This is a genomic window from Clostridium sp. DJ247, assembly GCF_014231265.1.
Map to the genome: position 1 here is coordinate 1 of NZ_JABAIW010000013.1, position 23,419 is coordinate 23,419.

16 protein-coding genes are annotated in these 23,419 nt (G+C 28.5%); 2 read left to right on the forward strand and 14 right to left on the reverse strand.

Features of this window, described 5'->3' with window-relative positions; genetic code table 11:
* Positions 1 to 399: 399 nt before the first annotated feature.
* The 9 genes from HGI79_RS07195 to HGI79_RS07235 all read right to left on the reverse strand — a co-directional run bounded on the left by HGI79_RS07195 (position 400) and on the right by HGI79_RS07235 (position 11,995).
* Positions 400 to 1,572 (reverse strand): FprA family A-type flavoprotein, encoded by a 1,173-nt coding sequence (locus HGI79_RS07195; RefSeq protein ID WP_185649992.1) that lies wholly within the window; start codon positions 1,570 to 1,572, stop codon positions 400 to 402.
* A 398-nt stretch (positions 1,573 to 1,970) separates the two neighbouring features.
* Positions 1,971 to 4,259 carry an RNA polymerase recycling motor HelD gene (gene helD / locus HGI79_RS07200; protein ID WP_185649993.1) on the reverse strand — a complete coding sequence of 763 codons (2,289 nt, stop codon included), beginning with the start codon at positions 4,257 to 4,259 and terminating at the stop codon, positions 1,971 to 1,973.
* Between the two features lie 431 nt (positions 4,260 to 4,690).
* Positions 4,691 to 5,188, reverse strand: a complete 498-nt coding sequence (locus tag HGI79_RS07205; protein WP_185649994.1) for an ECF transporter S component — start codon at positions 5,186 to 5,188, stop codon at positions 4,691 to 4,693.
* Positions 5,189 to 5,415: 227 nt separating this feature from the next.
* Complete coding sequence (gene def / locus HGI79_RS07210) at positions 5,416 to 5,880, reverse strand: peptide deformylase (protein WP_185649995.1); 465 nt, start codon at positions 5,878 to 5,880, stop codon at positions 5,416 to 5,418.
* A gap of 625 nt (positions 5,881 to 6,505) precedes the next feature.
* Positions 6,506 to 8,209 (reverse strand): B12-binding domain-containing radical SAM protein, encoded by a 1,704-nt coding sequence (locus tag HGI79_RS07215; RefSeq protein ID WP_185649996.1) that lies wholly within the window; start codon positions 8,207 to 8,209, stop codon positions 6,506 to 6,508.
* Between the two features lie 206 nt (positions 8,210 to 8,415).
* The gene (locus HGI79_RS07220; RefSeq protein WP_185650066.1) at positions 8,416 to 8,973 is read right to left on the reverse strand and encodes a class I SAM-dependent methyltransferase; all 558 of its coding nucleotides are present in this window, start codon (positions 8,971 to 8,973) and stop codon (positions 8,416 to 8,418) included.
* Positions 8,974 to 9,151: 178 nt separating this feature from the next.
* The gene (locus tag HGI79_RS07225; RefSeq protein ID WP_185649997.1) at positions 9,152 to 9,868 is read right to left on the reverse strand and encodes a zinc dependent phospholipase C family protein; all 717 of its coding nucleotides are present in this window, start codon (positions 9,866 to 9,868) and stop codon (positions 9,152 to 9,154) included.
* Positions 9,869 to 9,936: 68 nt separating this feature from the next.
* Positions 9,937 to 11,247: a hypothetical protein gene (locus HGI79_RS07230; RefSeq protein ID WP_185649998.1), complete on the reverse strand. Its 1,311-nt coding sequence runs from the start codon at positions 11,245 to 11,247 to the stop codon at positions 9,937 to 9,939.
* Between the two features lie 187 nt (positions 11,248 to 11,434).
* On the reverse strand, positions 11,435 to 11,995 hold the full coding sequence (locus HGI79_RS07235; protein WP_185649999.1) for a ferritin family protein: 561 nt from the start codon (positions 11,993 to 11,995) through the stop codon (positions 11,435 to 11,437).
* Between the two features lie 359 nt (positions 11,996 to 12,354).
* Between HGI79_RS07235 and HGI79_RS07240 the strand changes: the two genes are divergently transcribed.
* Positions 12,355 to 13,188, forward strand: coding sequence for a hypothetical protein (locus tag HGI79_RS07240; RefSeq protein ID WP_185650000.1), 834 nt, complete (start codon positions 12,355 to 12,357; stop codon positions 13,186 to 13,188).
* A 291-nt stretch (positions 13,189 to 13,479) separates the two neighbouring features.
* Positions 13,480 to 14,985 (forward strand): stage V sporulation protein B, encoded by a 1,506-nt coding sequence (gene spoVB / locus HGI79_RS07245; RefSeq protein WP_185650001.1) that lies wholly within the window; start codon positions 13,480 to 13,482, stop codon positions 14,983 to 14,985.
* 516 nt (positions 14,986 to 15,501) lie between these two features.
* On the opposite strand, the gene HGI79_RS07250 is transcribed toward spoVB, so the two are convergent.
* The 5 genes from HGI79_RS07250 to HGI79_RS07270 all read right to left on the reverse strand — a co-directional run bounded on the left by HGI79_RS07250 (position 15,502) and on the right by HGI79_RS07270 (position 22,280).
* Complete coding sequence (locus HGI79_RS07250; protein WP_185650002.1) at positions 15,502 to 17,109, reverse strand: polysaccharide biosynthesis protein; 1,608 nt, start codon at positions 17,107 to 17,109, stop codon at positions 15,502 to 15,504.
* A 275-nt stretch (positions 17,110 to 17,384) separates the two neighbouring features.
* A complete protein-coding gene (locus HGI79_RS07255) occupies positions 17,385 to 18,344 on the reverse strand; it encodes an RluA family pseudouridine synthase (RefSeq protein WP_185650003.1) in 960 nt (319 codons plus the stop codon).
* Between the two features lie 189 nt (positions 18,345 to 18,533).
* Positions 18,534 to 19,706, reverse strand: a complete 1,173-nt coding sequence (locus HGI79_RS07260) for a M20 family metallopeptidase (protein ID WP_185650004.1) — start codon at positions 19,704 to 19,706, stop codon at positions 18,534 to 18,536.
* Between the two features lie 21 nt (positions 19,707 to 19,727).
* Entirely contained in the window at positions 19,728 to 21,884 is a 2,157-nt protein-coding gene (locus HGI79_RS07265) for a cell division protein FtsA (protein ID WP_185650005.1), read from the reverse strand.
* A 96-nt stretch (positions 21,885 to 21,980) separates the two neighbouring features.
* Positions 21,981 to 22,280 (reverse strand): hypothetical protein, encoded by a 300-nt coding sequence (locus tag HGI79_RS07270; protein WP_185650006.1) that lies wholly within the window; start codon positions 22,278 to 22,280, stop codon positions 21,981 to 21,983.
* Positions 22,281 to 23,419 lie beyond the last annotated feature (1,139 nt).

A 23,419-nucleotide genomic window follows, 5' to 3' on the forward strand; every position in this document is an offset into this window, starting at 1 on the left:
TTCTCCGTACATTTAGTATTTGGAGAAGAAATTTAATTATTCTGTATAAGTTAAGTTTAGACTTAGAAACCCTATATATAGGCATGGAACTTTTAAATTTAATTTATGTAGCATAGCATATTACTAGATTGTACCACATTTAAATAGTTTATTAGCAAGCCTTGGTCTCAAATTAGTAGAAAAGCTTAGTACTTTGATACTGTTTGAGCGTAAGCGAGTTTATCAAAATCCTTAGCTTTTCTGCTAATTTGAGGCTTAGGCTTGCTTAAACTATTTATCAGTAGCATAATCTAGTAATATGCTATGTGGAATAAATTAAGTTTAAAAGTTCCAGCTCTATACAATAAATGAGTTAACAGAATTCACTAGCTTTATTTAGCTAGTGAAAACTTTTTATACTTACATTAGTTGTAAGAACTTATCAACAAATTCATCTGCTCTCTTGAAGTCTTCTTCACTTGGTACAAATTTAAACTTAAGTCCTTCTTCAACAACTTTGAACTTTAAAGATTTTAGCCTTGCAGTTAACATATCAACGCCTTCTCCACTCCATCCATAGGATCCAAAGGCACCTGCAGCTTTTCCTCTATTAGTTATGGCACATACTAGAGATAACATATCCCATGCTGGTTTAACTGCATCTTGGTTTATTGTAGGTGATCCTACTAATACACCTGTAGATTTTTCAATTAATTCTAATATTTCACTCATATCCATGGAAGTTATTTCATGAGCCTCTGCTTTAATTCCTTTTTCATTAATTTTATCAGCCATGTATTTACCAATCTGTTCAGTATTACCGTAAGCAGAAATGTATAATACTTGAACGTTTTTTTCATCTGGTAGATGTATTGTAGCCCATTCTCTATATAGATTTATATATTTTTCTACATCATCTACATGAACTGGGCCGTGGCTTGTTGCAACCATATCAAACTTTAAGTCTTTTATTTTATCAAGTGCCATAAGAACAAACTTTTTAAAAGGTCCCATTATTACATCAAAGTAGTATCTCATTTCTCCATGATAGTCTACAGAGTTATCTGTAATAGAATTATTTGTTGGACAATAATGACATCCTAAGAAATCACAAGTAAATAGTACTTCTTTATTTTCAACATAGGTAAACATTGTATCTGGCCAATGAAGATTTGGAGCCATTATAAATTTTAAATTTGTGTTTCCAAGACTTAATTCTGCTGGAGCTTCCATGCTATTGAATGGTTCGTTAACTATATCCTTTAGATATATTAGTGCTGCTCTTGATCCTATAACAGTTGCATTTGGATAAGCTTTTATAAGTTTTACAATTGATCCGCTGTGATCTAATTCTGTATGCTGAACAATTATATAATCTACTGCTCTATCCCCAATAATGCTTTTTATGTTTGATAAATACTTATCAAGAAAATGATTTTTTACTGTATCAACTATGGCTACTTTTTCATCATCAATTAAGTAAGAATTATATGTGGTTCCTGATTTAGTTTCCATAATTATATCAAATACTCTTAATTCCGGATCCTCCACACCAATCCAATAAATGTTATCCTTTAATTTTACACTATTCATGTTAACCCTCCTAAATATATACAATATATTTTTATATATTAAATAAATTTATATATAAGCCTTATACCATAGTTAACTGCCACTAATAGCCCGCTTCTTCAAGCGGTGGGATAAGTGGCATTAAGCTTCTAGATTTATAAATGAAACTCCTCTTCCTAACGTCAGGTGAGTAAGCGACCATCACAAAATCACAGATTTTGGATGTCTACTTAAGAATCAGTTAGGATTAAAACCCAATATAATTCAAGTTTCACTTTATCTTTAAATTATTGTATCATAAAATTGCCAAATAATAAAGAATAATAGTAATTATCATTATTTAATATTGATTATTATTTATTAAGTTAAGTAATATTTATATTCCCTAAAATATTTTAGAATAAATAATAATGGGTATATTATATTAATTTCGATTTATTTCCATTATAAAATACGTATTCTAGATGAAGTGCTCTAGTTAACACTACATAAAGTATTTTCTTATCTAATTCGTTTTCTCCATAATTTTCTTCATTACAATTATATATAACACTACAGTCAAATTCTAAGCCTTTAGTCATATAAGATGGTATTATTATTTTCTCCAGCTTAAAATTTTTATCCGTTTCTTTCACTAAATCCCACTTATAACTGCTGTTTTTTCTTAAGTTCTCCTTGATCTTTTTACATTCATCATAAGTTCTTCCTATAACAGCCACATTTTTCTTGCCCATACCTTCTACTTCTCTAACAATTTCATCTACTCTTTCAGCAAATTCTTTGTTTGTTTTAAATTCTACTACCTCTGGAGTTTTTCCATGTCTTAAAACTGGCATTGCTGGCTTAAGCTTATTTTTTTGTTGTATTAATACTTTATTTGCAAAATCTATAATTTCCACTGTTGAACGATAACTCTGTGTGAGCTGTACATAGGTGGATTCTTCTTTAAATACCTCATCAACAAGTTTTTCCCAGTATTCTATTCCTCTATAGTAATATATTCCTTGACCAACATCTCCAACTATAGTTAAAGAAGTATTAGCTGCCATTTCTTTTAAGATTGCAATCTGAAACATGCTATAATCTTGTGCTTCATCTACTACTATATGTTTGTATTTATATTTTTCAGGTACACCTTCAATTTTAAACTTTAAATAAAGTATGGCAGCTAAATCATCACTATCTAATATACCCTTGTTATAGCTATTATTTAGTTCTTCTTTCATATATTTATAAAGATTTTCTGGTATCTTTCCTCTGGTTATTTCATTGAATATTTCTTCATTATTAACAAAATCAAAATAAAGTTTACTTGTATCTATTTGCTTCCATGTATCAAAATACTCATTAAAACTTTTTTTAGCTTTAATCTTCAACTCTTCTTTTTTACGATCTCTTTCATCATATATGTCTATTAACTTCTTTCTTCTTTCCACACCATCTTCCATAGTCTTTTTGATCCTGGCTACCATATATTCATAAGAGAATTCTATTTTCTCTAATATAGCAAATATTTTCTCATCTATCTTTAAAGTAAAATATCTTTTAATTTCATCTTTTCGTTTATTTAAAGGTAAATGTACCATATCTTTGGAATAAAGTCTCTGTATTTCCTTCTTTTCAAAAAGTAAATAGTTATCTACTTTTATATCTTCTATATCTAAATCTTTTATCTCCATATGCTGAACATATCTATCCATTAAGTCTTTATAGCCAATATTACCTCTTAGTCTACTACTATTTGTTATATACTCTAAAGTCTCTTCATTTTTTCCTTCTAATATTTCTGATAGTTTCTTATCTTTAGTAAATACCTTTAATTTCATACCTATTATTTCACAAGCTATTTCTTCAAAGGTGTTTTGCTTTACATTATTTATACCTAAATCCGGTAATACTTCTGATATGTAATCTAAAAATATTTTATTTGGAGCTACTACAAGTATATCTTCTCCAGATAACTTATCTTTATATTTATATATTAAATAAGCAAGTCTATGTAATGCTATTGTAGTTTTACCTGAGCCAGCTGATCCCTGGACTATAAGGGCAGTATTTTTATCTGCTCTTATAATATCATTTTGCTCTTTTTGTATAGTAGCTACAACGTCTTTTAATTTATTGCTTACACTTTCCTCCAGGTTTATTTTTAAATACTCGTCTATAAGGGCGTTTCCTTCTTCATCAGAGGATTTTAGTATTATTTCATTTATACCTTCATCAAAGATATCTTTCAGTTCTCCATTTCTTATTAAAAACTTTCTCTTAAGACTTAATTCTCCATTTATTATACCTATTGGTGCCCTGTAAAATACCTCTCCAAAAGTACCACTATAATATAAGTCAGCTAAAGGAGATCTCCAATCAATTACCTTTTCATCTCCTGTACTTATATCTCCAAGTCCAAACTTACCTATATAAAAAGTTTCTTTATCCCGTCTATACTCTCTAAAATCAATTCTTCCAAAGTAAGGTTGTTCCTTAGCCTCATTATACTTTTCTAAATTTTTATGTGTTATTTGGTAAAGTTTTTCTTTAGTTTCCAATTCTTCATTATACTTTCCTTTGGATTGTTTTCTAAGACTATCTATTCTATCTTTTAATTTTTTATCTTCTTCTTCCATTCTAACCTTTTGCTCTTCAATCCATATCTTTGTCTGTTGTAGGTTTTCTTTTTCAAACCTCATGGCCTCTGAGTTTGTTGACATTTATTTCACCCCCAATCATGTATACAAATTTTAATTTTATATTTAATTGAAATATATGTCAAGTTTTAACTCTATTATTGTACAGATAATCATACCCAAAATTTAACTTATACTACGTTATATATTATCATGTTTTATCACATTAAATATTCTTTTATTAGTATAAATCTTAAATTTAACTTATACGCAGGGATACATTGCCAATGTTGAAGTCACATTTAAATATTTTTTATTAGTCTTAGCGAAAACTTGAGCTTTAGACTGATTAAAAATATTTAACGTGACGAAACATGGTAATATATCCAGGAGTATAAGTTAAATTTCGGGTTGATTATCTATATTATAATATAGAAAAATATAAAAAACTTTTGCATATATGGAGTTAAAACTCTATACAATGCAAAAGTCCTATGTTGGATTTATTATATAGCTTACGCTACTTTTTTTAAGTCCATTTTTAAACTTTTTGATAAGGCATTTACTAAACCTAGAGAAATTATTCCGTCTACCATATGATGTATCAAAGTTCCTAACCCTACAACCACAAGAAACTTATACACTGAAAAACCAAAAGGAATTACTATTAAAGCTTCTAAAATTGCATGTATAGGACCAGTAATTAATATAACCTTCCCAAAAGAAACATCTTTCTTTAATAAGTATGCCCCTGCTAGTCCAACAAAAGTATGCATAAATGCTCTTGCAGCAATAACTGCTGGAGCAGTAAGCAAAAATCCTATACCAGAACCCACTCCAACCATAACCGCTGCTCCTGGCCCTAAAAACATAGCCATAAACATAGGTACGTGTGAAGCTAAAGTAGCACTAAAGGGACCTGCATGAATCTTTAAAAATCCAAAAGTTAAAGGAATTATAATTGCAAGGGCAGTTAAAAGTCCTGAATAGGTCAACTTTTTTATATTATTCATATTATTATACCTCCATGTATACTAATGTATATACAGTAGTATATATTATCTCTTTATATTTGTAAATAGAATTTAGTTCCGTAAAAACAAATTTGAGTTTCAATATCAATAAAATCCAATATATAAAAGCGTAAATATACTATATATATTTACGCTTTTATATATTATAGAAATTAATTTAATTAAATATCAATAACGGTAAAATTTTATCTCATTCAAGCTTGACTTTACTCTTGTAGTTTGTACATCTTTTTTGCTCTATCTGTGTATAAAACTCCATCTAAGTGGTCTATTTCATGGCAAAAAGCCTTTGCCAAAAGACCTTCCGCCGTATATTCCACAATATCTCCTTCAACAACTTCACCTGTAACTACTACTTTTTTAGGTCTTACTACTAACCCCTCATATCCTGGATAACTTAGGCAGCCTTCTATATCCTCTTCTCTGCCTATTTTTTTAATTATTTTAGGATTTATTAATATAATAGGTTCTTCTTCATCTCTAAGATCTATTAGAATAACTCTTTTTAAAACACCAATTTGCGGAGCTGCCAATCCAATACCTGAAGTGCTATATAGAGTATCCTTCATATGTTGTATAAGATTTAAAATTTCTTGGTCTATTTCCTTTACAGGCTTACTTACTTTCTTTAATGTTTGATTTCCAAATTGTAATATTTCTTTTACTGCCATAACTGTTCTTAAAACCTAATAAAATATAATCAGGTTTTAAACTCCCCCCTTATTAACTTCACTGCGTAAATTAATTCAATTATACATAGATTTATACTAACAATCAAATACACTATTTGCATAAAATATAAAAGAAAAACATCCATACTTATTCTACTTTTCCCTGACTATATAGGGTTTCTAGCTCTAAACTTAACTTATACGCAGGAATATGTTGACAAAACTGAAGCACATTTAAAAACTTTTTTATCAGTCTTAGTGAAGTGTTTTTAGAAAATCTTAGGAGCTTTGATATGTTTGAGGTACGAGTTTATCAAAGTTTCTTAGATTTTCAAAAACACGAACTTTAGACTGATTAAAAGTTTTTAACGTGCTGAAGTTTGGCAACATATTCCGGAGTATAAGTTAAGTTTCTACTTTGGAACCCTATAGATAAGCACAAGCTTAAATTTAACTTATACGTAGGCACATATTACCAATACTGTAGTCACATTTAAATATTTTTTTATTAGTCTTAGCGAAAATTTGAGAAAAATCTTAGAGCTTTAGACTAATTAAAAATATTTAACGTGATGAAGTATGGTAATATGTACGGTCGTATAAGTTAAATTTCGGTCATGGTTATTTATAATTTTTCTTTATTAATAGTTGCTGTTATATCTAATATGTTATCAGCTACATTTTCATCAAAAATCAAATAACAGTTTTCTTTACTTATTACTCCACTACTTAAAAAATTCAAAATATCTACTTTAAATCTTTCTAGGTGATATTTTTCATAAGGTATGTGAACAACATTGTTTTTCTGTGCATCTCTTAAGTTTTTCTCCAAAATCTTATCTGACTCTCTTGCAAGAAAATCTGGCAACCATCTTTTTTTATTAAACTTCAAATAGTCAAATTTAACAATTTCTTTTAAATTTTCATTTTGTTCATGCATTATTTCATTGTTAAATTCTAAAAATACTTTGTAATAATCAGTTGGTGATAAACTTCTAGCAAAGTATCCTTTACTATGAAAGAAATTTCCCAAAGCTAAGTAAAAATCAAAAGCAGTTTCAAACTTTGAAATAAAATATTTTATTATGGTATTGAATTTTTGAGAATTATAATATTTATCCACCATTTTTTCAACTCTTTTTAATAAAACAAGTTCTTCATAGCTTATATCATTAGTTTTAAGTACTTCATTAGGAGTATAAGGAGAATGGATAATCCCCCACTTTTCAGCTTCCTCTTTCATCAGTGTTCCTTTTAACACTTTTAAGAAACCAAGTTGTATTTCATCCGGTTGTATACTATATAAATCATTAAAGGATTTCTTAAAGGATTCAAAATCTTCCCCAGGAAGCCCTGCAATTAAATCTAAATGTTGCTTTATATTGCCATACTTATTTAGTTTAATGAATTGTTCTTTAATATCCTTAAATGGAACAAATCTATTAATGTTTTTTAACACCTCATCATTAGTTGTTTGTACTCCTACCTCAAATTGAAATCTTCCTTTAGGTGCTTTTTTTAATATTTTAAGCTGCTCTTCATTTAAAATATCTGCTGAAACCTCAAAATGAAAGGTGGTTTCAGTATCTAAACTCATTAAATATGTCCAAATTTTTATAGCAAAATCACTATTACAGTTAAATGTTCTATCAACAAACTTTACAAGTTTTACTTTTTTATCAACAAAAAACTTTAAGTCTCTTTTAACTCTTTCAACATCTAAAAACCTTACTCCTTGAGTGCTAGAAGATAGACAATATTTGCATTTAAAAGGACATCCTCGAGAAGATTCAAAATATATTATTTTGTTATTTAAATCATCCTCTTCACTATATGGGAACACCAGCTTATTTAGATCCATAAGTTTTCTTTTCCCACCATATATTATCCCATTATTTTCTTTATAATATAACCCTTTAACCCCTTCTAAGCTCCTATTAGAAATTACGCATTCTATAAATTCTTTATAGGATTCCTCTCCTTCGCCTTCTATAATATAGTCTACTTTATTTTTACTGTCTTTTAAAATTTCTTCACTATCATAAGATACCTCTGGACCACCGTATAATATTCTTACATCACCATCTATGAGTTTAATTAAATCAGTTAACTGTTTAACGTAATACATATTCCATATATAACAGGAAAAAACTATAATATTTGGCTTTTCACTTATAATCTCCTCAACCACTCTTTGAATGCTATCATTTATTGAAAACTCCATAATCATGCAGTGATAATCTAAATTCTTTGTATAAGCTTTTAAGTATTTTACGGCTAAATTACTATGAATAAATTTTGAGTTTACTGCTACTAAAGCTACCTTCATCCTCATTACTTCCCTTCTCTATTACTCCTTAGCTGCTTTTATTCCATGACTCCCAAGTTTCACTTTATATAGTATATAGTATCAATATGATTTAAATCAATTCTTTTACATGTTTTTGAGATTAAAAGTTATGAAATTTAAGTTTTCATTGTGGCTACCTCTAATTATTAATATAAAAACTCTGGAACAATCCAGAGTTAAAATAGTTAAGCGCTATTAACACTACCTTTGCTATTTAGTTTAAAAATTTTTTCTTTCTTTTTTTCTTTAGTAATAGCTTTTTCTGCTAACTTCTTTTTGGCTTTAATATAGAACATTCCATCAGAAGATTTTACATCTAAAACTTCGAAATAGTTCTGTAATAAGTTCATGGTTTTTTCTTTTGAATTATTTTTTAATATATTTAAGTCTCTAACTTTTATTTCTTTTAGATTGTTTCCTGGAACTACAATTTTAATACGTGCATCAAAGATTTTACCATATCCTTTATCAATATCCCATATATATAATAGACCATCTTTAGCTAAGTATTTATATATATCTTTTATAAAGTTTTTCTTATTAAGAGCAAACCATATACTGCTAAAGGAAAATAATAATATACAGTTATCATAGAAGTTCTCTTTAATATTATCCTCTTCTTGCCTACCATTAATATATTCTATATTTACATCTTCATTATATTGTTTGTAAATACTATATATGACCCCATAATTTTCCAATCCTATGTCAAGTATATTTCCTCTAAAAATTTCTTTTTCCATATTTATAAAAATTTCTTTTCCTACATAACCACCTAAAGTATTTGTGCTAATTTTACTTATAACCTTTTTCTTATCAATTACTTTTTTAAACAAATCTTTTCTCACTTTACATCACCTGCCTATTTATAATTAAATATTACTTATATGATTTCTCCATATAAAAAAAAATTCCTCCAATTTATGGAAGAATTTTTTTATTCTTTAAATCATCATAATATTTAACCATAAAACCAGCTGTAGTGCGTTGAGCTTCTCTAATTATTGTAGTAGCTATATTTTCATATTTTTCATCTCTAGATTTTATTCCTATGTTTTTTATATAAGTACTGCTAGCCATAATAGCATTATTTTTTATGAATTCTTCTATAGTATTGTATATAACAGTACCTTCTTTTACTTCAAATGAATAATCTGTCATAAGCCTACTTGCTATCCATGATTCAAAATTTCTATGGCTCTTAAGTAGATTGTTATTCACATGTTGAGGTACAGTTGCATCCTGGACTAAGTGACAAGAAGCACCAAAATAAAAATTAGCTTTTTCAATATCCTTTTCATATATCAGTTCAAGTGCTTTATTATAGTATTTTTTACATTCACTTAAAGCATTAGAGAAACCATATAACCCAGTTCCTTTACTTACATGATAAAAATGATTCGAGCTTTTTAAATCTTGATCAGCCCAGGTAACACCGTTATTTAAGACTTTTATATGCTTTTTAAAAAAATTATACTCTTCTTCATAACCATCATTTTTTAGTATTTCCACAGCCTGCCTCGTAATAAATTTATGAACAGTACAGTGCGTCTTCATTACTTTCTTTTTTAATGGATTAATGGCAAAAAATATTCCTTTTAGTGCTCTGCCATAAGTCCTCTCAAGTTTTTTTCTCATATTTTACCTATATCTCCTTTTATAAAGTTAATTTCAATACGTTGAATTTTTATACAATTCAACAAATGTTACTTACTTTTTTGAAATTTTAAGATGGTTGTTATTCCTGCTACAACTATTATTATTAAATAAATATATATACTTTTTCTAATTATTAAATTATTATTTAAAATCCCTTTATTAATACTATATAAACATTCTCCTTTTTCATCAAGTAGTAATAAATGGTTTTCTTTAAATTTCATATTAGAAATTTCACTAGCTGGACTAAACTTTATTTCTTCTTTAATTGCACCTGCACCACTGAACCTATATAGTACATTATCTAACTTATCATAAAAATATATACAATTTTTTTCTCCAATTACCCCATTACTATCTATAGCTATAGAATTTATAGAACTTACAGACTTATGTTGATATATTGGCGCTGGTGGATTAGTATTAGGATGATTTTCTAATATAAACTGAATGTTGCCTGACTTATTAACTTTAAATCTCGGAGATGTAACTGGATCACCTCCGCTATAATCAGGCCATCCGTACCAAACCCCTTTTTTTATTTCATATATATAATCGGAATCTCCTTTTATAGGTCTAGCTCCCCTGTCTTCCATTCCACCAACAGCAGCTATAAGTTTACTTTCATTTGTAAAATCCATACTAGTGATATTTCTTATTCCCCAAGAGAAAGTTTCACCGTTTCCAGTTTTTAAATTATATATTATAACAGATGCATTTCCCGGGAAATGTTCAGGAACTATTTGCCCCTTCAAGCTTTTAGTTCTATAACTTTGAAATGCACCAGTCTTGTCCTTTCCAAAATTAATTCCCTTTATAGTAATGTCTTTCGGTGTAATATCATGAATATAGGGAGTATCTTTAACCCACTTGTTATCTTCACCCACTACACCTGAATTAGTTGCAGCACCAATAGTTACATATAGGTAATCTCCTTTTATTTTTATTATACTATTTTTATAATCTCCGTAATTTGGTATATCACTTATTATTTTATCTAATTTTTTATTTTTTATATCAAAAACAAAAACACTTGTACCAGATGAAAAATACAGTTTATTATCTAAGTAATCTATACTATTAATATTTAAGTTACTATCTTCAACTAAGTCATAACTTTGTCCATTATTTTTTATAATTTGTATTTTATTTTTATAAGCTATGTAATAATTTTCCCAATCATCTATAGCAAAATCTATAGCATCCTTTAATCCTTTATATTTCACTTTATAGCTTAAGTTTTCGTTTTTTACTTTTAGGCTTTTAATAATATTCTCTGTATAATAGTATTTTTTTAGCAAGAAAACTGCTGAAAAAATAAAAATAAAAAGCAGTATAACACCAATAAACTTCTTCATATCATATCTCCTTATTACATTCTTTATGATATATATATTTTAAAAAATATATGTATATTACCACCTATATAAGTTTTTAATGTTAATACTGGTTATAGTTTCTATAATATTTACATTTTCAACAATTTTTTCAGTTATTTAACCTAAAAGCTTATAAAATATAAGCACCCACTATTAAGCTATAAATTTATTTACTTGTAAGTTCAATATGTTCTTTTTCTACGCTAGACAAAACCTCAAATACTTTTTTTATAGTTTCATCCTCTATGTCTTTTTCATATTTATGATAATATTCTACTGCATGTTTTTCTCTTTTGCAGGCCATATCTAATAAAACTTTATCTGAATCATACTTTGAGTAGTCCATATCCCTAAGTACTGGATCTACCTTAAAGCCTCCTATTTTCTTATGTATTCTAGCATGCATAAATTCTATTCTTGATAAAGCTTCGAACATTTTTTTTGTTTCATGATTTTTTACAATTTTAGAAGCTTTTTTATAAAAGTCACCATTGAAAATTTCTAATTTAATAGCATGATCTATTATTGTTAAAGCATTATCATTTAAGTTAACTTCATCATAATTTAATTCCCTGCCATCTTCAATTAAATAGTCAGCTACTGCTCCACAAAATGGGCAAAACTTTATGTTATCTGGGCTGTTTACTTGTGCAAATGCTTCCTTATTAAAACTATAATTCACTTTATTTATTTCCATCCCACAAACAACACATATTAATTTACTCATTGTAACACCCTTCCTTAAATACTTACTAAATTTAGTATAACATAAAAGGATATAAAATTTTAACCACTTTGTATAGCATTTTCCGTAAAACCGAAGTGTTTCCAAACTAATTATTACAATACTTACATAATGAATCATATAAATATTTCCTTATACAATAAAACAATTAAATTAAGTTAACATATATTATTTATGTTAATTAATTACTGCTTTTATAATCATGTCATTAAGCATAAAAAATTATTCATAGGTTAACCTAAATACAGATGCTCGTCTTAAGATAACTTATTTATATTAAGTTTATAATATTTTATCTATGAACGAACTTCTATATTTCTATTTCTAACGGAGGTATAATCATGAAAAAGGTAGCAAGTGTAGTAGCTGTAGCATTGATAACATGTTCTTTAAGTGCATGTGATAATAGAAATACTTCTTTAAGAAATCAAGTAACTAATCCTGGCAGAACAAATTTAAGAATTGACCAGCGTAATAATGTAGGCGTTAATACTAATGGTTATAAAGATGGCGTATACATTGGTCAAGGAAACAACAGTGCTCGTGGAAATGAAGCAGCCATAGTTACTATAACAAACGGCAGAATATCTAATGTATTTCTTAAGTCTATAGACAATCAAGGAAGGGAAATGTATGCAAGCACAGTAGATAGTACATTAAATCGTACAACAGATGGTACATTGAATCGTACAACAGATGGTACATTAAATCGTACAACAGATGGTACATTAAATCGTACAACAGATGGTACAAATAACATTTGGCGAAACAATATAACTGGCAATGTTGATGGAGTTGCTCCTGGAAGAATTACCACTCCTAATGGAACTGCACCTGGAAGAACTACCACTCCTGGTGGAACTACACCTGGTGGAAACATTGATGATATGAGTGGTAACCCTACTGGTAGAATTACTAATGATATAAATAGAAACACTATCGGTGCTCCTACTATTGACAATAGAAATATAAATAATAATGCTATAAACAATGCTACTAATAATACAGGTAGAACAGCAGCAACTGCTTATGATAGAGCTAGACAAGATTTAGCAGCTGCTATAATCCAAAACCAAACTCATAATGTTAATATTTCAGGGCATACAACTGAGACATCTACAATAAATAACTGGAAGTTAGCTGTTAGTAGAGCCCTTGAAAGCTCAAAAAGATAAAAGTATTAAAACATGTAGTGAGAAGACATTTTCTTCTCATCACATGTTTTTATTTATACAATAAAACTTATATTTTTATTAAGAATATAATAATCTTTACAAACATAGTAATTATTATAGAATTTAGTATATGGATTTTAAAGAGTATGTACAAGTTTCTTAATAACTTTAATAATACCATATCTGATTATTTTTTTATTAATTTAACTTTATTAAATTCTACTGTTAACTGACTAGTAATAAATTTTAATTGTACAAATTGAAAAATACTATGAGTGTAGAGGTTATTTTATGAAAAGAGACAGGTTTTTAAAGAGTTCATTGACATTAATATCATCCAATCTTATTACAGGAATTTTTGGTTTTACATTTACCATAATTATATCAAGAGAATTAGGTGCTGAAGGTATGGGGCTCTATGGACTGGTTATGCCAATTTACGATTTATTTATTTGCCTTATTAGCGGTGGTATGGTAACAGCTATATCAAAGGTTGCTGCTATATATTTTTCTAAAGATGATTTTAGAAATTTAAATCGCTCTATAGACATTTCAATAATATTTGATTCTGTATGGTCACTAATTGTTGTATCTTTTGTTTTTGTAAATGCGTCATACATAAGTACAAGCATAATTAAAGATACTAGAACCTTACATGCTCTTCAAGTTGTGTGTCCAGCTATGCTTTTTATATCTTTATCGTCAATTTTTAAAGGTTACTTTTATGGTACATCTAATATTAAGGTTCCAGCAGTTATAGATATACTTGAAAAATTTATTAGGATAGTAGTTGTTGTAACTCTTATAACTGTATTGTCGCTAAAAAGTGTGAAAAGCACAGTAACAGCCGCCTATATAACTTTGACTATTGGCGAACTTATAAGTCTTATCCTTCTTTATTTTTGCTATAAAATAAAGAAAAATAGATATGGTTTAAATTATTCTGCTCCGGAGGATAAACTACAACTTTTATTTAATATACTTATTATATCTTTACCTTTATGTTTGAATGGTTTTTTATCTACAGCATTATCTACTTTATCTGCATTAATCTTACCTCGACGACTTGTAAGTGCTGGATTAGATTACAGTACGGCTTTATCTATGATAGGTAAATTTAGAGGTATGTCTTTAAATATAATATTTTTTCCAATGGTTATAGTTAACTCCATATCCATTGTCTTAATACCAGATCTATCAGAGAAAATTGAGAAAAAAAATTATTGGGCTGCTGAACATAGAATATCTCAGGTCTTAAAAATTGCACTTTTACTTGGAATAACAACAACGATAATTTGTGTTAATATACCTCACGCTCTTGGAAAATTATTTTTTAATAGAGAAGACTTAGGATACTACATAAAATTCTTATCTCTGTCCGCTCCAATTGTTTTTACAGCCTCAACTACCTTTGCAATATTAAATGGTATTGGAAAACAAAATGTAATTCTAAGAAACTCGTTAATTGTCTCTATAGAAGAATTATTACTTCTATATACGCTTACCGGCATATCATGGATAAATATTTATGGAGTTGGTATATCATTAATAATAACCTCTTTTACTATTCTAATATTAAATATACATGAAATAAAAAAAGTTTGTAACTTAAATTTCTCTATGTATGAATTTCTTCTATTAGTGCTTTTAGGTTTATTACTCTATTTTATACTAGCTATTCTTAATAATTTAATACCAGCTTATTTATTTAAATTTAAAAACTTAACTATTATAGCTCTAGGTTTTTTATTATCTTTCATTCTTACAGTATTTATAACCAAAAATACTCCTAAATAAAAAAACAAATTAACTTAGCCTATATATAGTAATTCTATATGTAGGCTAAGTTTATATACTAATTTATTATAGATAACCACAACTTAAATTTAACTTATACGTAGGTATATATTACCAATGTTGAAGTTACATTTAAATATTTTTTATTAGTCTTAGCGAAAATTTGAGAAAAACCTTAGAACTTTTGATATGGTTGAAAGCCTAAATGGCTTTCAACCAGCCACTTATCAATGGTAATTGATAAGTGGGTCCGAACTGAGGTACGAGTTTATAAAAGTTCTTTTATATTATGAAACTCCTCTTCCTTACAGTCAGAGGAGTACTCACAGAGTAAGCGACCATATCAAAATCATAGATTTTGTATGTCTGCTTAACCGATTCGCACAAAATCACAGATTTTGGCTCTCTGCTTAAATTTGAGCTTTAGACTAATTAAAAATATTTAACGTGACGAAACATGGTAATATATACCGTAGTATAAGTTAAATTTCGAACATGTTTATCTATAATGCAGATTTACTTTATCCTACTAGTTATAAAGGCTGGTATTAACTTAGTTACTTTTCTAGGCATACCCTGTAAATCCTTTTGAGTTATACCTCCAGTTACCATCAAACCTAGCAAATAAACAAATACTCCTGCAATAATTACTATAATTGTTGAAATAGTATTAACTATGTATCCTCTCTTAGCAAATCCAAATATTACACTAAATAAATAATGCAATACAAACACCGTTAATCCCATTATTAAAGAAGCTACTAAAGGTCTAATTCCGTGTCTGAAAAGCTTTATTCTTATGCCTAAAGATTTTCTTATTATTATTCCATTCAAAATTATAGGAATAACAAATCCAATTATACTTCCTGCAACTGCACCTAAAATATTTATACTTGGTATAGAAATTAAAAAATAATTAGCAAGTATTTTACATACTATACCTAACACAGAGTAAAGAGTTGCAGTATATAGTTTCCCTAAGCTTTGCAATATTGTAGTTTGTATCTGCATAACTGACATTAATATTAAAACTACAGAACCATAAGTCATTATATAGGAACCACCCCTAAATTTAAGCATTTGAAATACTGGATCACTTAGAATAGCCAGTCCCACAGCACATGGTATTGCTATTAAGAAACATGTTCTAAAAGAATAATTAATTTTTTCTTTAACCAGATTCCTATCCTCTACAGCAGCTGCTGCGGATATAGCTGGAAGTATAGCCATTGCTAAAGATGATATAATTCCTATAGGAACATTTAATAGTTGCTGGTATTTAGTTAAATATCCATATAATATTGTAGCTTCTTTGTCCGGGAAACCACCTGCCATAAGCCTGACCTTAGTATTATATACATCTACTATGTTTCCAGCATAAGTCATCCCTATACATATAGTTATAGGTAATCCGTATTTTATGATTTTACCTATAAGCTTTTTTGTGGGAATTCTTCTAACTTCCTCGTTTAAATATCCTTTAGGAACTTTAAAGACTTTATTTTTCTCATAATAAAATATTAAAAAAGTTGCCGATATAAGTGCTCCAACTGATGTTCCAATAGTGCCTCCAGCACATCCAGCTTCTACACCAAATTTTATAAGATAGGCTGCAAAGACTAATGAAAAAACAGTATTCATAACCTGTTCAAATACTTGTGATACTGCTGTAGGGGTCATATTCCCCCTACCTTGAAAATATCCTCTATAGGCTGAAGCTATGGCTGTAAATAGTATAGCAGGCGATAGCGTTAAAAGAGATAAATATGCTTTACTATAGTGAACAGCATTGGCTAATGGGGCTGCAAAAATTAGCATTATAAGTGTCATTACAACTCCCACTACTAACAATATGAATCTTGCTATTTTAAAGCTTTTTACCGCATCTCTATAGTTTCTAACAGCTACTAGTTCTGATATCAATTTTGATATTGCTACAGGTATACCTGAATTTGTTAAGACAAATATAAAAACGTATACCTGATATGCTGCCCCGTATATTCCATATCCCTCATCACCAATTATCATCATTAGAAAAGGTATGTAAAGTAAGGATAATACCTTAACCATTATACTTGCAGCTGAGAGTATGGCAAATCCTTTGGTGGTTGATTGTTCTTTCATTTTTTAAACTCCCTATCCACAACCTCTTAGTTAACAATGTAATACATACTATAGATAACCATGCCCGAAATTTAACTTATACCACCGAATATGTTGCCAAACTCTATCACGTTAAAAACTTTTAATCAGTCTAAAGTTCTTAAATGTGCTATTCGTCTTAGCAACATATTCCTGCGTATAAGTTAAATTTAAGTTGTTGATATCTATATTGAGAATTTATATTAATATATTTTTTTACAATCTCCTATAAATTATATGTTCAACTTTTAAAAAAATTAAAATTTATCAAACATATCTTTTTTAATTTTCTTAAATATTGGTGGTAATCCCTCAGCTATAGTTTTATTCTCTATATAAGATAGCTTATCAGGACAATCTTTAAAAATTAACTTATATGCATATAAAAACTGATAATCTAAGCCATATTTATTAAAGAAATAGCTGTTAACTTTTGTAGTTCCGTATTTTGAATCTCCTAGTATAGGATTCCCTAGATGACTTAAATGCGATCTAAGTTGATGACTTCTACCAGTAATAAGTTCTAGTTCTAGCAATGAATAAGTACCGCAGCTTTGGATAGTTTTAACTTCTGTAGCAATTTTTTTAGTACCTTTTTTAGGTTCATTATAAATTTCTGCCTTGTTCTCGTCTTCATTTTTTGAGATATAAGCTTCATATAACCCGTCTTTAATTCTACCTTTTACAACAGCTTGATAGAACTTCTTTATTTTTCTTTCTCTTATCATTTCATTTAACAGCTTTAAAGCTTCATAATTTTTTCCAAATATCACTATACCAGAAGTGTTTCTGTCTAACCTATTACAAGGTGCTGGCGTAAAAGTTACTTCATTTTCTGGTGAATAAGCTCCTTTATCGTAAAGATAAGATAAAACATAATCTGTTAAAGTTGGTGCCCCACCTTTTTTATCTGAGTGTACAAGAACTCCAGGCCATTTTTCAACTAAGACCATGTTATCATCTTCATAAGTTATCTTTAAAAAGTCGTTATCAATTCTACTAAATTTAGGTTTTTTTTCATTAGAAGATATTTCTCTTGTTTCTACTATATCTCCTTCTACAAGTGAATACTTTTCTTTACCCTTTTTACCGTTTACCTTTATATCTCCTTTTCTTATACTCTTATATATAGCACTTAAAGGTACATCCTTAAGCCATTTCCTTGAAAACTTATCTAATCTTTGCCCTGCTTCATTTGGTCCTATTTCAATTCTCATTTAATCACTCCTAATATTATATATATTCTACATTTATCTTCAAATTCTAGTTCATATTTACAATTCACTTAGCTAGACAACTTCTAATTATATACTACTATTATTGCCAAAATCAATATATAAAAATAATAAGTTTAATCATTTACGTAAAAAAATAAAAGCGAGATTGAAAACCCCGCTTACTAATTTCTATTTTAAGAATTCATATACGGCTTTACATTGAACTGCAACACCTATTGGTAAACAATCTTCATCCATATCAAAAAGGCTTCCGTGGGCTGGGTGCACTATACCTTTACTTTCATTTCTTATTCCTAAGAAATAAAAAGCAGATGGTCTCTCCAGTGAGAAATAAGCAAAACTTTCCACCCCCATATTTGGGTTATCTAATGTTTTTATATTCTCTTTACCCACAATTTGTTCCGCACAACTTTTAATTAACCCAATTGATTCATCATCATTATAAAGACAAGGATAGCTTTCTTCTATTTCTATATCACATTGGCCTCTCATAGAACTTACTAGTCCTTCTACTATTTCTGCAAGCCTTTTCTTCACGTAAGCTCTATGCTCAGTTTTCATTGTTCTAATGATACCTGATATAGTAACTTCTTCAGGTATTATATTTTGCGCTGTGCCACCATGTATAGTTCCTATAGTAAGTACCGCTGGATCTGTTGGTGGAAGCTCTCTGCTTACTATATTTTGTAGTGCTATTACAACATGACTACTTATAACCACTGGATCTACTCCCATATCAGGATGTGCTCCATGAGCTCCTTTACCTTTAATCTTTATGGTAAATGGGTTAGAAGCTGCATGTACAACTCCTGTCTTTATTCCTATCTTTCCAACTTCTATATTCTCATCTACATGAAGTCCTAATATCTTATCAACATGAGGATTCTCCAGAACCCCTTCCTGTATCATGACCTTAGCTCCACCAGTAGTTTCTTCTGCTGGTTCAAATAAAAGCTTTATATTTCCATTCAATTTATCTTTCATACTATTTAAAATTTTAGCAGCACCTAAAAGTATAGTGGTATGAGCATCATGGCCACAACCATGCATTTTTCCTTTTATAGTAGAAGCATAAGGACAGTTTTTTCTATCTTCAAGAGGTAAAGCATCAATATCCCCTCTTAAAGCAATAGTTTTAGTTCCCTTTCCGCTTATTATTCCACATACCCCAGTACCTGCAGTTTCTATGAACTCTATACCTTCCTTTTTTAAAAATTCCTTTATTTTATCAGAAGTTCTATGTTCTTCATATCCTAATTCAGGATGCATGTGAAAATCTCGTCTTAAACTAACCAGCTCATCCTTCATATTCTCAGCTATTTTAAAAAAATCTAAATCCATATCTAATTCTCCAATCTTAATTTATTTCCAACCTAGTTCTACTATATCTCCTTCTTTTAATTTATCATAGTATCCAGCATTGCTGTTATTTAAATGTAAATACAAACTACCTTTACTAACAGATAAGTCAAATTTAACATGATTAAATATATCTACAAATATGTACTCTTTCTTACCTTTTAAAGTTAGCTTTTCTCCATTGACTGTAATATGTATTTCATCATTATCAGCTGCGTTTTCATGTAACCTCTTATCTTTATTAGAATTTATATTATTTGTTTCAGCTTTAGAATCTACGCTATTAGAAGTTTCGCTTGCAGCTATTTCTTTATAGGATGATGAATCTAAATTTTTTTCTGTGTTGGCATCAGTTTCACCCTTATGATTTTTAGTAGTAATGCCCTGTTCATTTATTGAACTTGCATGACCTTCTTCCCTTTTTAATTTGTATATTCTATCCCCATCTTGTATTATATAATCACCTTTAATCACTTTTCCATTTATATAATATATGTGTTCATCAGGTTCTTGCATAAAATATTGTTTATAATCATCAAGAGTTTTTGGAAATATTATTTTAACATCATCATTTTCCTTTATTTTATCATTGAAAGTTATCCTCTCACCATTTATTATACCAATAGGCTCTAGATTTTCTATTATATCATTCATAAAGAAGCTTATAGAATACAACCTTTTAACATAATCCAACACCTTTGGAGATGCATCCTTGCCATCCATGGCGTAAGTTATTTCAATTTTGTCTCCCTCTTTTACCTCTTCATCTATACTGCACAATCTATTGTTAACTCTTATTTCTGCATTAGTTGCCAAGGTACCAAAAGCTAGTCTTTTTATTCCATTTAACATAAATCTTATGTTCTTTCCATTCTTACCCACCAAAACCTTAGGATTTACTCCAGCTTGCATCATTGCATCCATAACAGTATGTTTATGAGAATTAAATAAGCTTACTACATTTCCATTTAATATAACATCTATAAAATCGTGACCTAACCTTTTTATAGATACCAGCGCAATACCTAAAACTGTTACACCAGTACTTCCTAAGGAGTTATCCTCACATACACAGTCAGTTACTACATCTCTTCCTCTTATTGCTATTCTTTCAGGAGCTATGGCAAGTTTTTCAGCTAAAAATTCTCTTAACAGGGGCGTATGTGCTCCACCACCTACAAGAAAAACAGCATTTGTGGACTTGCTTCCATTTAAGTCTATGATTCTGCTTCCTATTTCTTCAGCTATTTTCTTTACTATGGGAGTAATTAATTTAATTATTTCTTCAGAAGAAATTTCATTTTCTAATCCTAATACATCCGTATATTTAATGGTTTCACAAGCAGTACACTGTCTTTTAACTTTTTCTGCAGTATTAAAATCCAGCAAATAATTTTGTGCTATAAGCTCAGTAACCTCATCACCTGCTAAAGGAACCATGCCATAGGCACTAATACTTTCTTTACTACTTATTGCAATATCAGAGGTTCCAGCTCCTATGTCAACTAATGCCAGGTTTAGCAGCCTTAAATTTTTAGGAATAGCGGCCTCTATAGCTGCAATAGGCTCTAAGGTTAAACTTATTACCTCTAATCCTACCTTATTCATTACAGAGTAAAGACTGTCTACTACAGATCTTGGTAAAAATGTGGCTATAACTTCTACTTCTATAGTTTCCCCCTTTTGGGCAAGTAAATTACTTATTACATATCCATTTAAATAATAATTCTTAACACTATAGCCTACACAATAAAGCTTTCCACTAGCTTGGTTATTAATTTGTTTTTCTGCTGTTTTTACTGCTGTAAGTTCAAGACTTCTTACTATATCCTTATCAATCTCTTTATCATCTTCAATTTTAAGCTCTGCCTTTACAGTAACAGTTCTTAAAAATCTACCTGCTGCTGCAATAGCTACCTTTTCAAGTTTTATTTTTAGTTTTTCTTCTAATTGCTTTTTAACCATGTTAACTGCACTAGCAACTAAGGATACATCATGTATTTGGCCATCTATCATGGCTCTTTCTTCATGTTCCATAGAATATTCAGAAACTACACAAAATTTTTTATCTCTAACAATACCTACGGTTCCTATCACCGAGCGAGTCCCTATATCTAAAGCAAAAATTATATCCTGTGGATTTATGTTAACGCTGTCCATAACTCTTACCTCTTCTTTTATAATTTAAAAGCTCATATTCTAAGAATATGAGCTTTTAATAAGATTATATAACATTAAATTTAAACATTCAATAAACTACTCAGTTAGATTTAATGTATCTTCATTTTCATTTATGTATGGTAAAGATTTTATTACATGATAAACATAGTTCAATCTTAACTTTTCATCTCCAATTAACTGCTTTTTTTCTACTTTATTAAAGCATAACATATTACACCAGAAACTTACAAAGTCATCCTTAGTAATGAAATGTGTATCATTATTATCTTTAATTACAAAACCGCTATTAAAATTTTCTACTATTTCAAAATCCCTTACTTGGTTATTTGAAAGGATCACAGTTACATCATCCCACATTCTTTTAAAAGAAATCATTATGTTCCCCTCCTAAATTTAAATAATAATAAAATTTTATATATATAGTATAACACATATTATGTATAAGTCAAACTTTCCACACAATATACTAAAGTATTGTATCACATATAATCATTATCGTCACAAAATACTACTATATATGTATATATGAATTTATTTAGATAAAATCTTTCTTATATAATTACTTATTTCCCTACTATAGTTTGTTATTAGATACCTAATTAATATATTCTATGCTGAATAAAACAAAGTATTACAACATACTATAAATTTTGCTCAAATTGAAAACAGGCACAGTAAGTTTGTGCCTATTTTAAGGAATTCACAAAATAGTACTTTAATATATTTTCGAAAAATTTTTCACAGATAAAAGACAATAAGAACAAATAATTTTGAGTAATGAAGTCATTTTATTTATTAAAAATGGTATACACCACAATTGGCGTATACCATACTTTTACACAAATTACTACTAAAACAATATAATTAAAAAATCAATCCCAATTCCAAACCTAATAGGAAAGGAATACCGAATCCATATCCTCCATAAGGATAATATGGATAATATGGATAATATGGATAGTAAGGATAGTAAGGATACATAATAGTCACCTCCTAATCAAGGCTTGACCATATAGGTCTACCTATATGTTCATTAGTTATAATTTTATTGCGACTATCATGATTACTTTATACTTTATACTATATATATATTCTATAAATATAATATTTGCTACTCCTAAAGTTTTATTTTTAGTTACTACTATACCTTTAGTATCAATCCACTACGTTCCAATACAAAAGCACATAATTTATGGGGAAAAATATTAAATGCATTTACATAACATAACAATAAATTCATTTAAATCATGTTATTATTACTTTATAGATAAGCTACTTTAATATCTACTATATAAAAATCATATAAAAATCTATTTAATATTATAAAATAAGCAAAAAAATATTTTATCACAAATCTATTTTATAATATTAAATAGATTTGTGATAAAATTTTATTTATAAATATATATTATAGTATAAGTAATTGTAAAAATAAATTATTAATTTTATATTATTTAAAGATACAGACCAAAGAATGAAAAATCAAATAAAGGTTAAAATGTAAATATGAGGAA

What these genes read in the sequence shown, in the direction of transcription:
- HGI79_RS07195 (WP_185649992.1), bottom strand. Translation starts at nt 1,572, where the DNA reads ATGAATAGTGTAAAATTAAAGGATAACATTTATTGGATTGGTGTGGAG.
- helD (WP_185649993.1), bottom strand. Translation starts at nt 4,259, where the DNA reads ATGTCAACAAACTCAGAGGCCATGAGGTTTGAAAAAGAAAACCTACAA.
- HGI79_RS07205 (WP_185649994.1), bottom strand. Translation starts at nt 5,188, where the DNA reads ATGAATAATATAAAAAAGTTGACCTATTCAGGACTTTTAACTGCCCTT.
- def (WP_185649995.1), bottom strand. Translation starts at nt 5,880, where the DNA reads ATGGCAGTAAAAGAAATATTACAATTTGGAAATCAAACATTAAAGAAA.
- HGI79_RS07215 (WP_185649996.1), bottom strand. Translation starts at nt 8,209, where the DNA reads ATGAAGGTAGCTTTAGTAGCAGTAAACTCAAAATTTATTCATAGTAAT.
- HGI79_RS07220 (WP_185650066.1), bottom strand. Translation starts at nt 8,973, where the DNA reads ATGGAAAAAGAAATTTTTAGAGGAAATATACTTGACATAGGATTGGAA.
- HGI79_RS07225 (WP_185649997.1), bottom strand. Translation starts at nt 9,868, where the DNA reads ATGAGAAAAAAACTTGAGAGGACTTATGGCAGAGCACTAAAAGGAATA.
- HGI79_RS07230 (WP_185649998.1), bottom strand. Translation starts at nt 11,247, where the DNA reads ATGAAGAAGTTTATTGGTGTTATACTGCTTTTTATTTTTATTTTTTCA.
- HGI79_RS07235 (WP_185649999.1), bottom strand. Translation starts at nt 11,995, where the DNA reads ATGAGTAAATTAATATGTGTTGTTTGTGGGATGGAAATAAATAAAGTG.
- HGI79_RS07240 (WP_185650000.1), top strand. Translation starts at nt 12,355, where the DNA reads ATGAAAAAGGTAGCAAGTGTAGTAGCTGTAGCATTGATAACATGTTCT.
- spoVB (WP_185650001.1), top strand. Translation starts at nt 13,480, where the DNA reads ATGAAAAGAGACAGGTTTTTAAAGAGTTCATTGACATTAATATCATCC.
- HGI79_RS07250 (WP_185650002.1), bottom strand. Translation starts at nt 17,109, where the DNA reads ATGAAAGAACAATCAACCACCAAAGGATTTGCCATACTCTCAGCTGCA.
- HGI79_RS07255 (WP_185650003.1), bottom strand. Translation starts at nt 18,344, where the DNA reads ATGAGAATTGAAATAGGACCAAATGAAGCAGGGCAAAGATTAGATAAG.
- HGI79_RS07260 (WP_185650004.1), bottom strand. Translation starts at nt 19,706, where the DNA reads ATGGATTTAGATTTTTTTAAAATAGCTGAGAATATGAAGGATGAGCTG.
- HGI79_RS07265 (WP_185650005.1), bottom strand. Translation starts at nt 21,884, where the DNA reads ATGGACAGCGTTAACATAAATCCACAGGATATAATTTTTGCTTTAGAT.
- HGI79_RS07270 (WP_185650006.1), bottom strand. Translation starts at nt 22,280, where the DNA reads ATGATTTCTTTTAAAAGAATGTGGGATGATGTAACTGTGATCCTTTCA.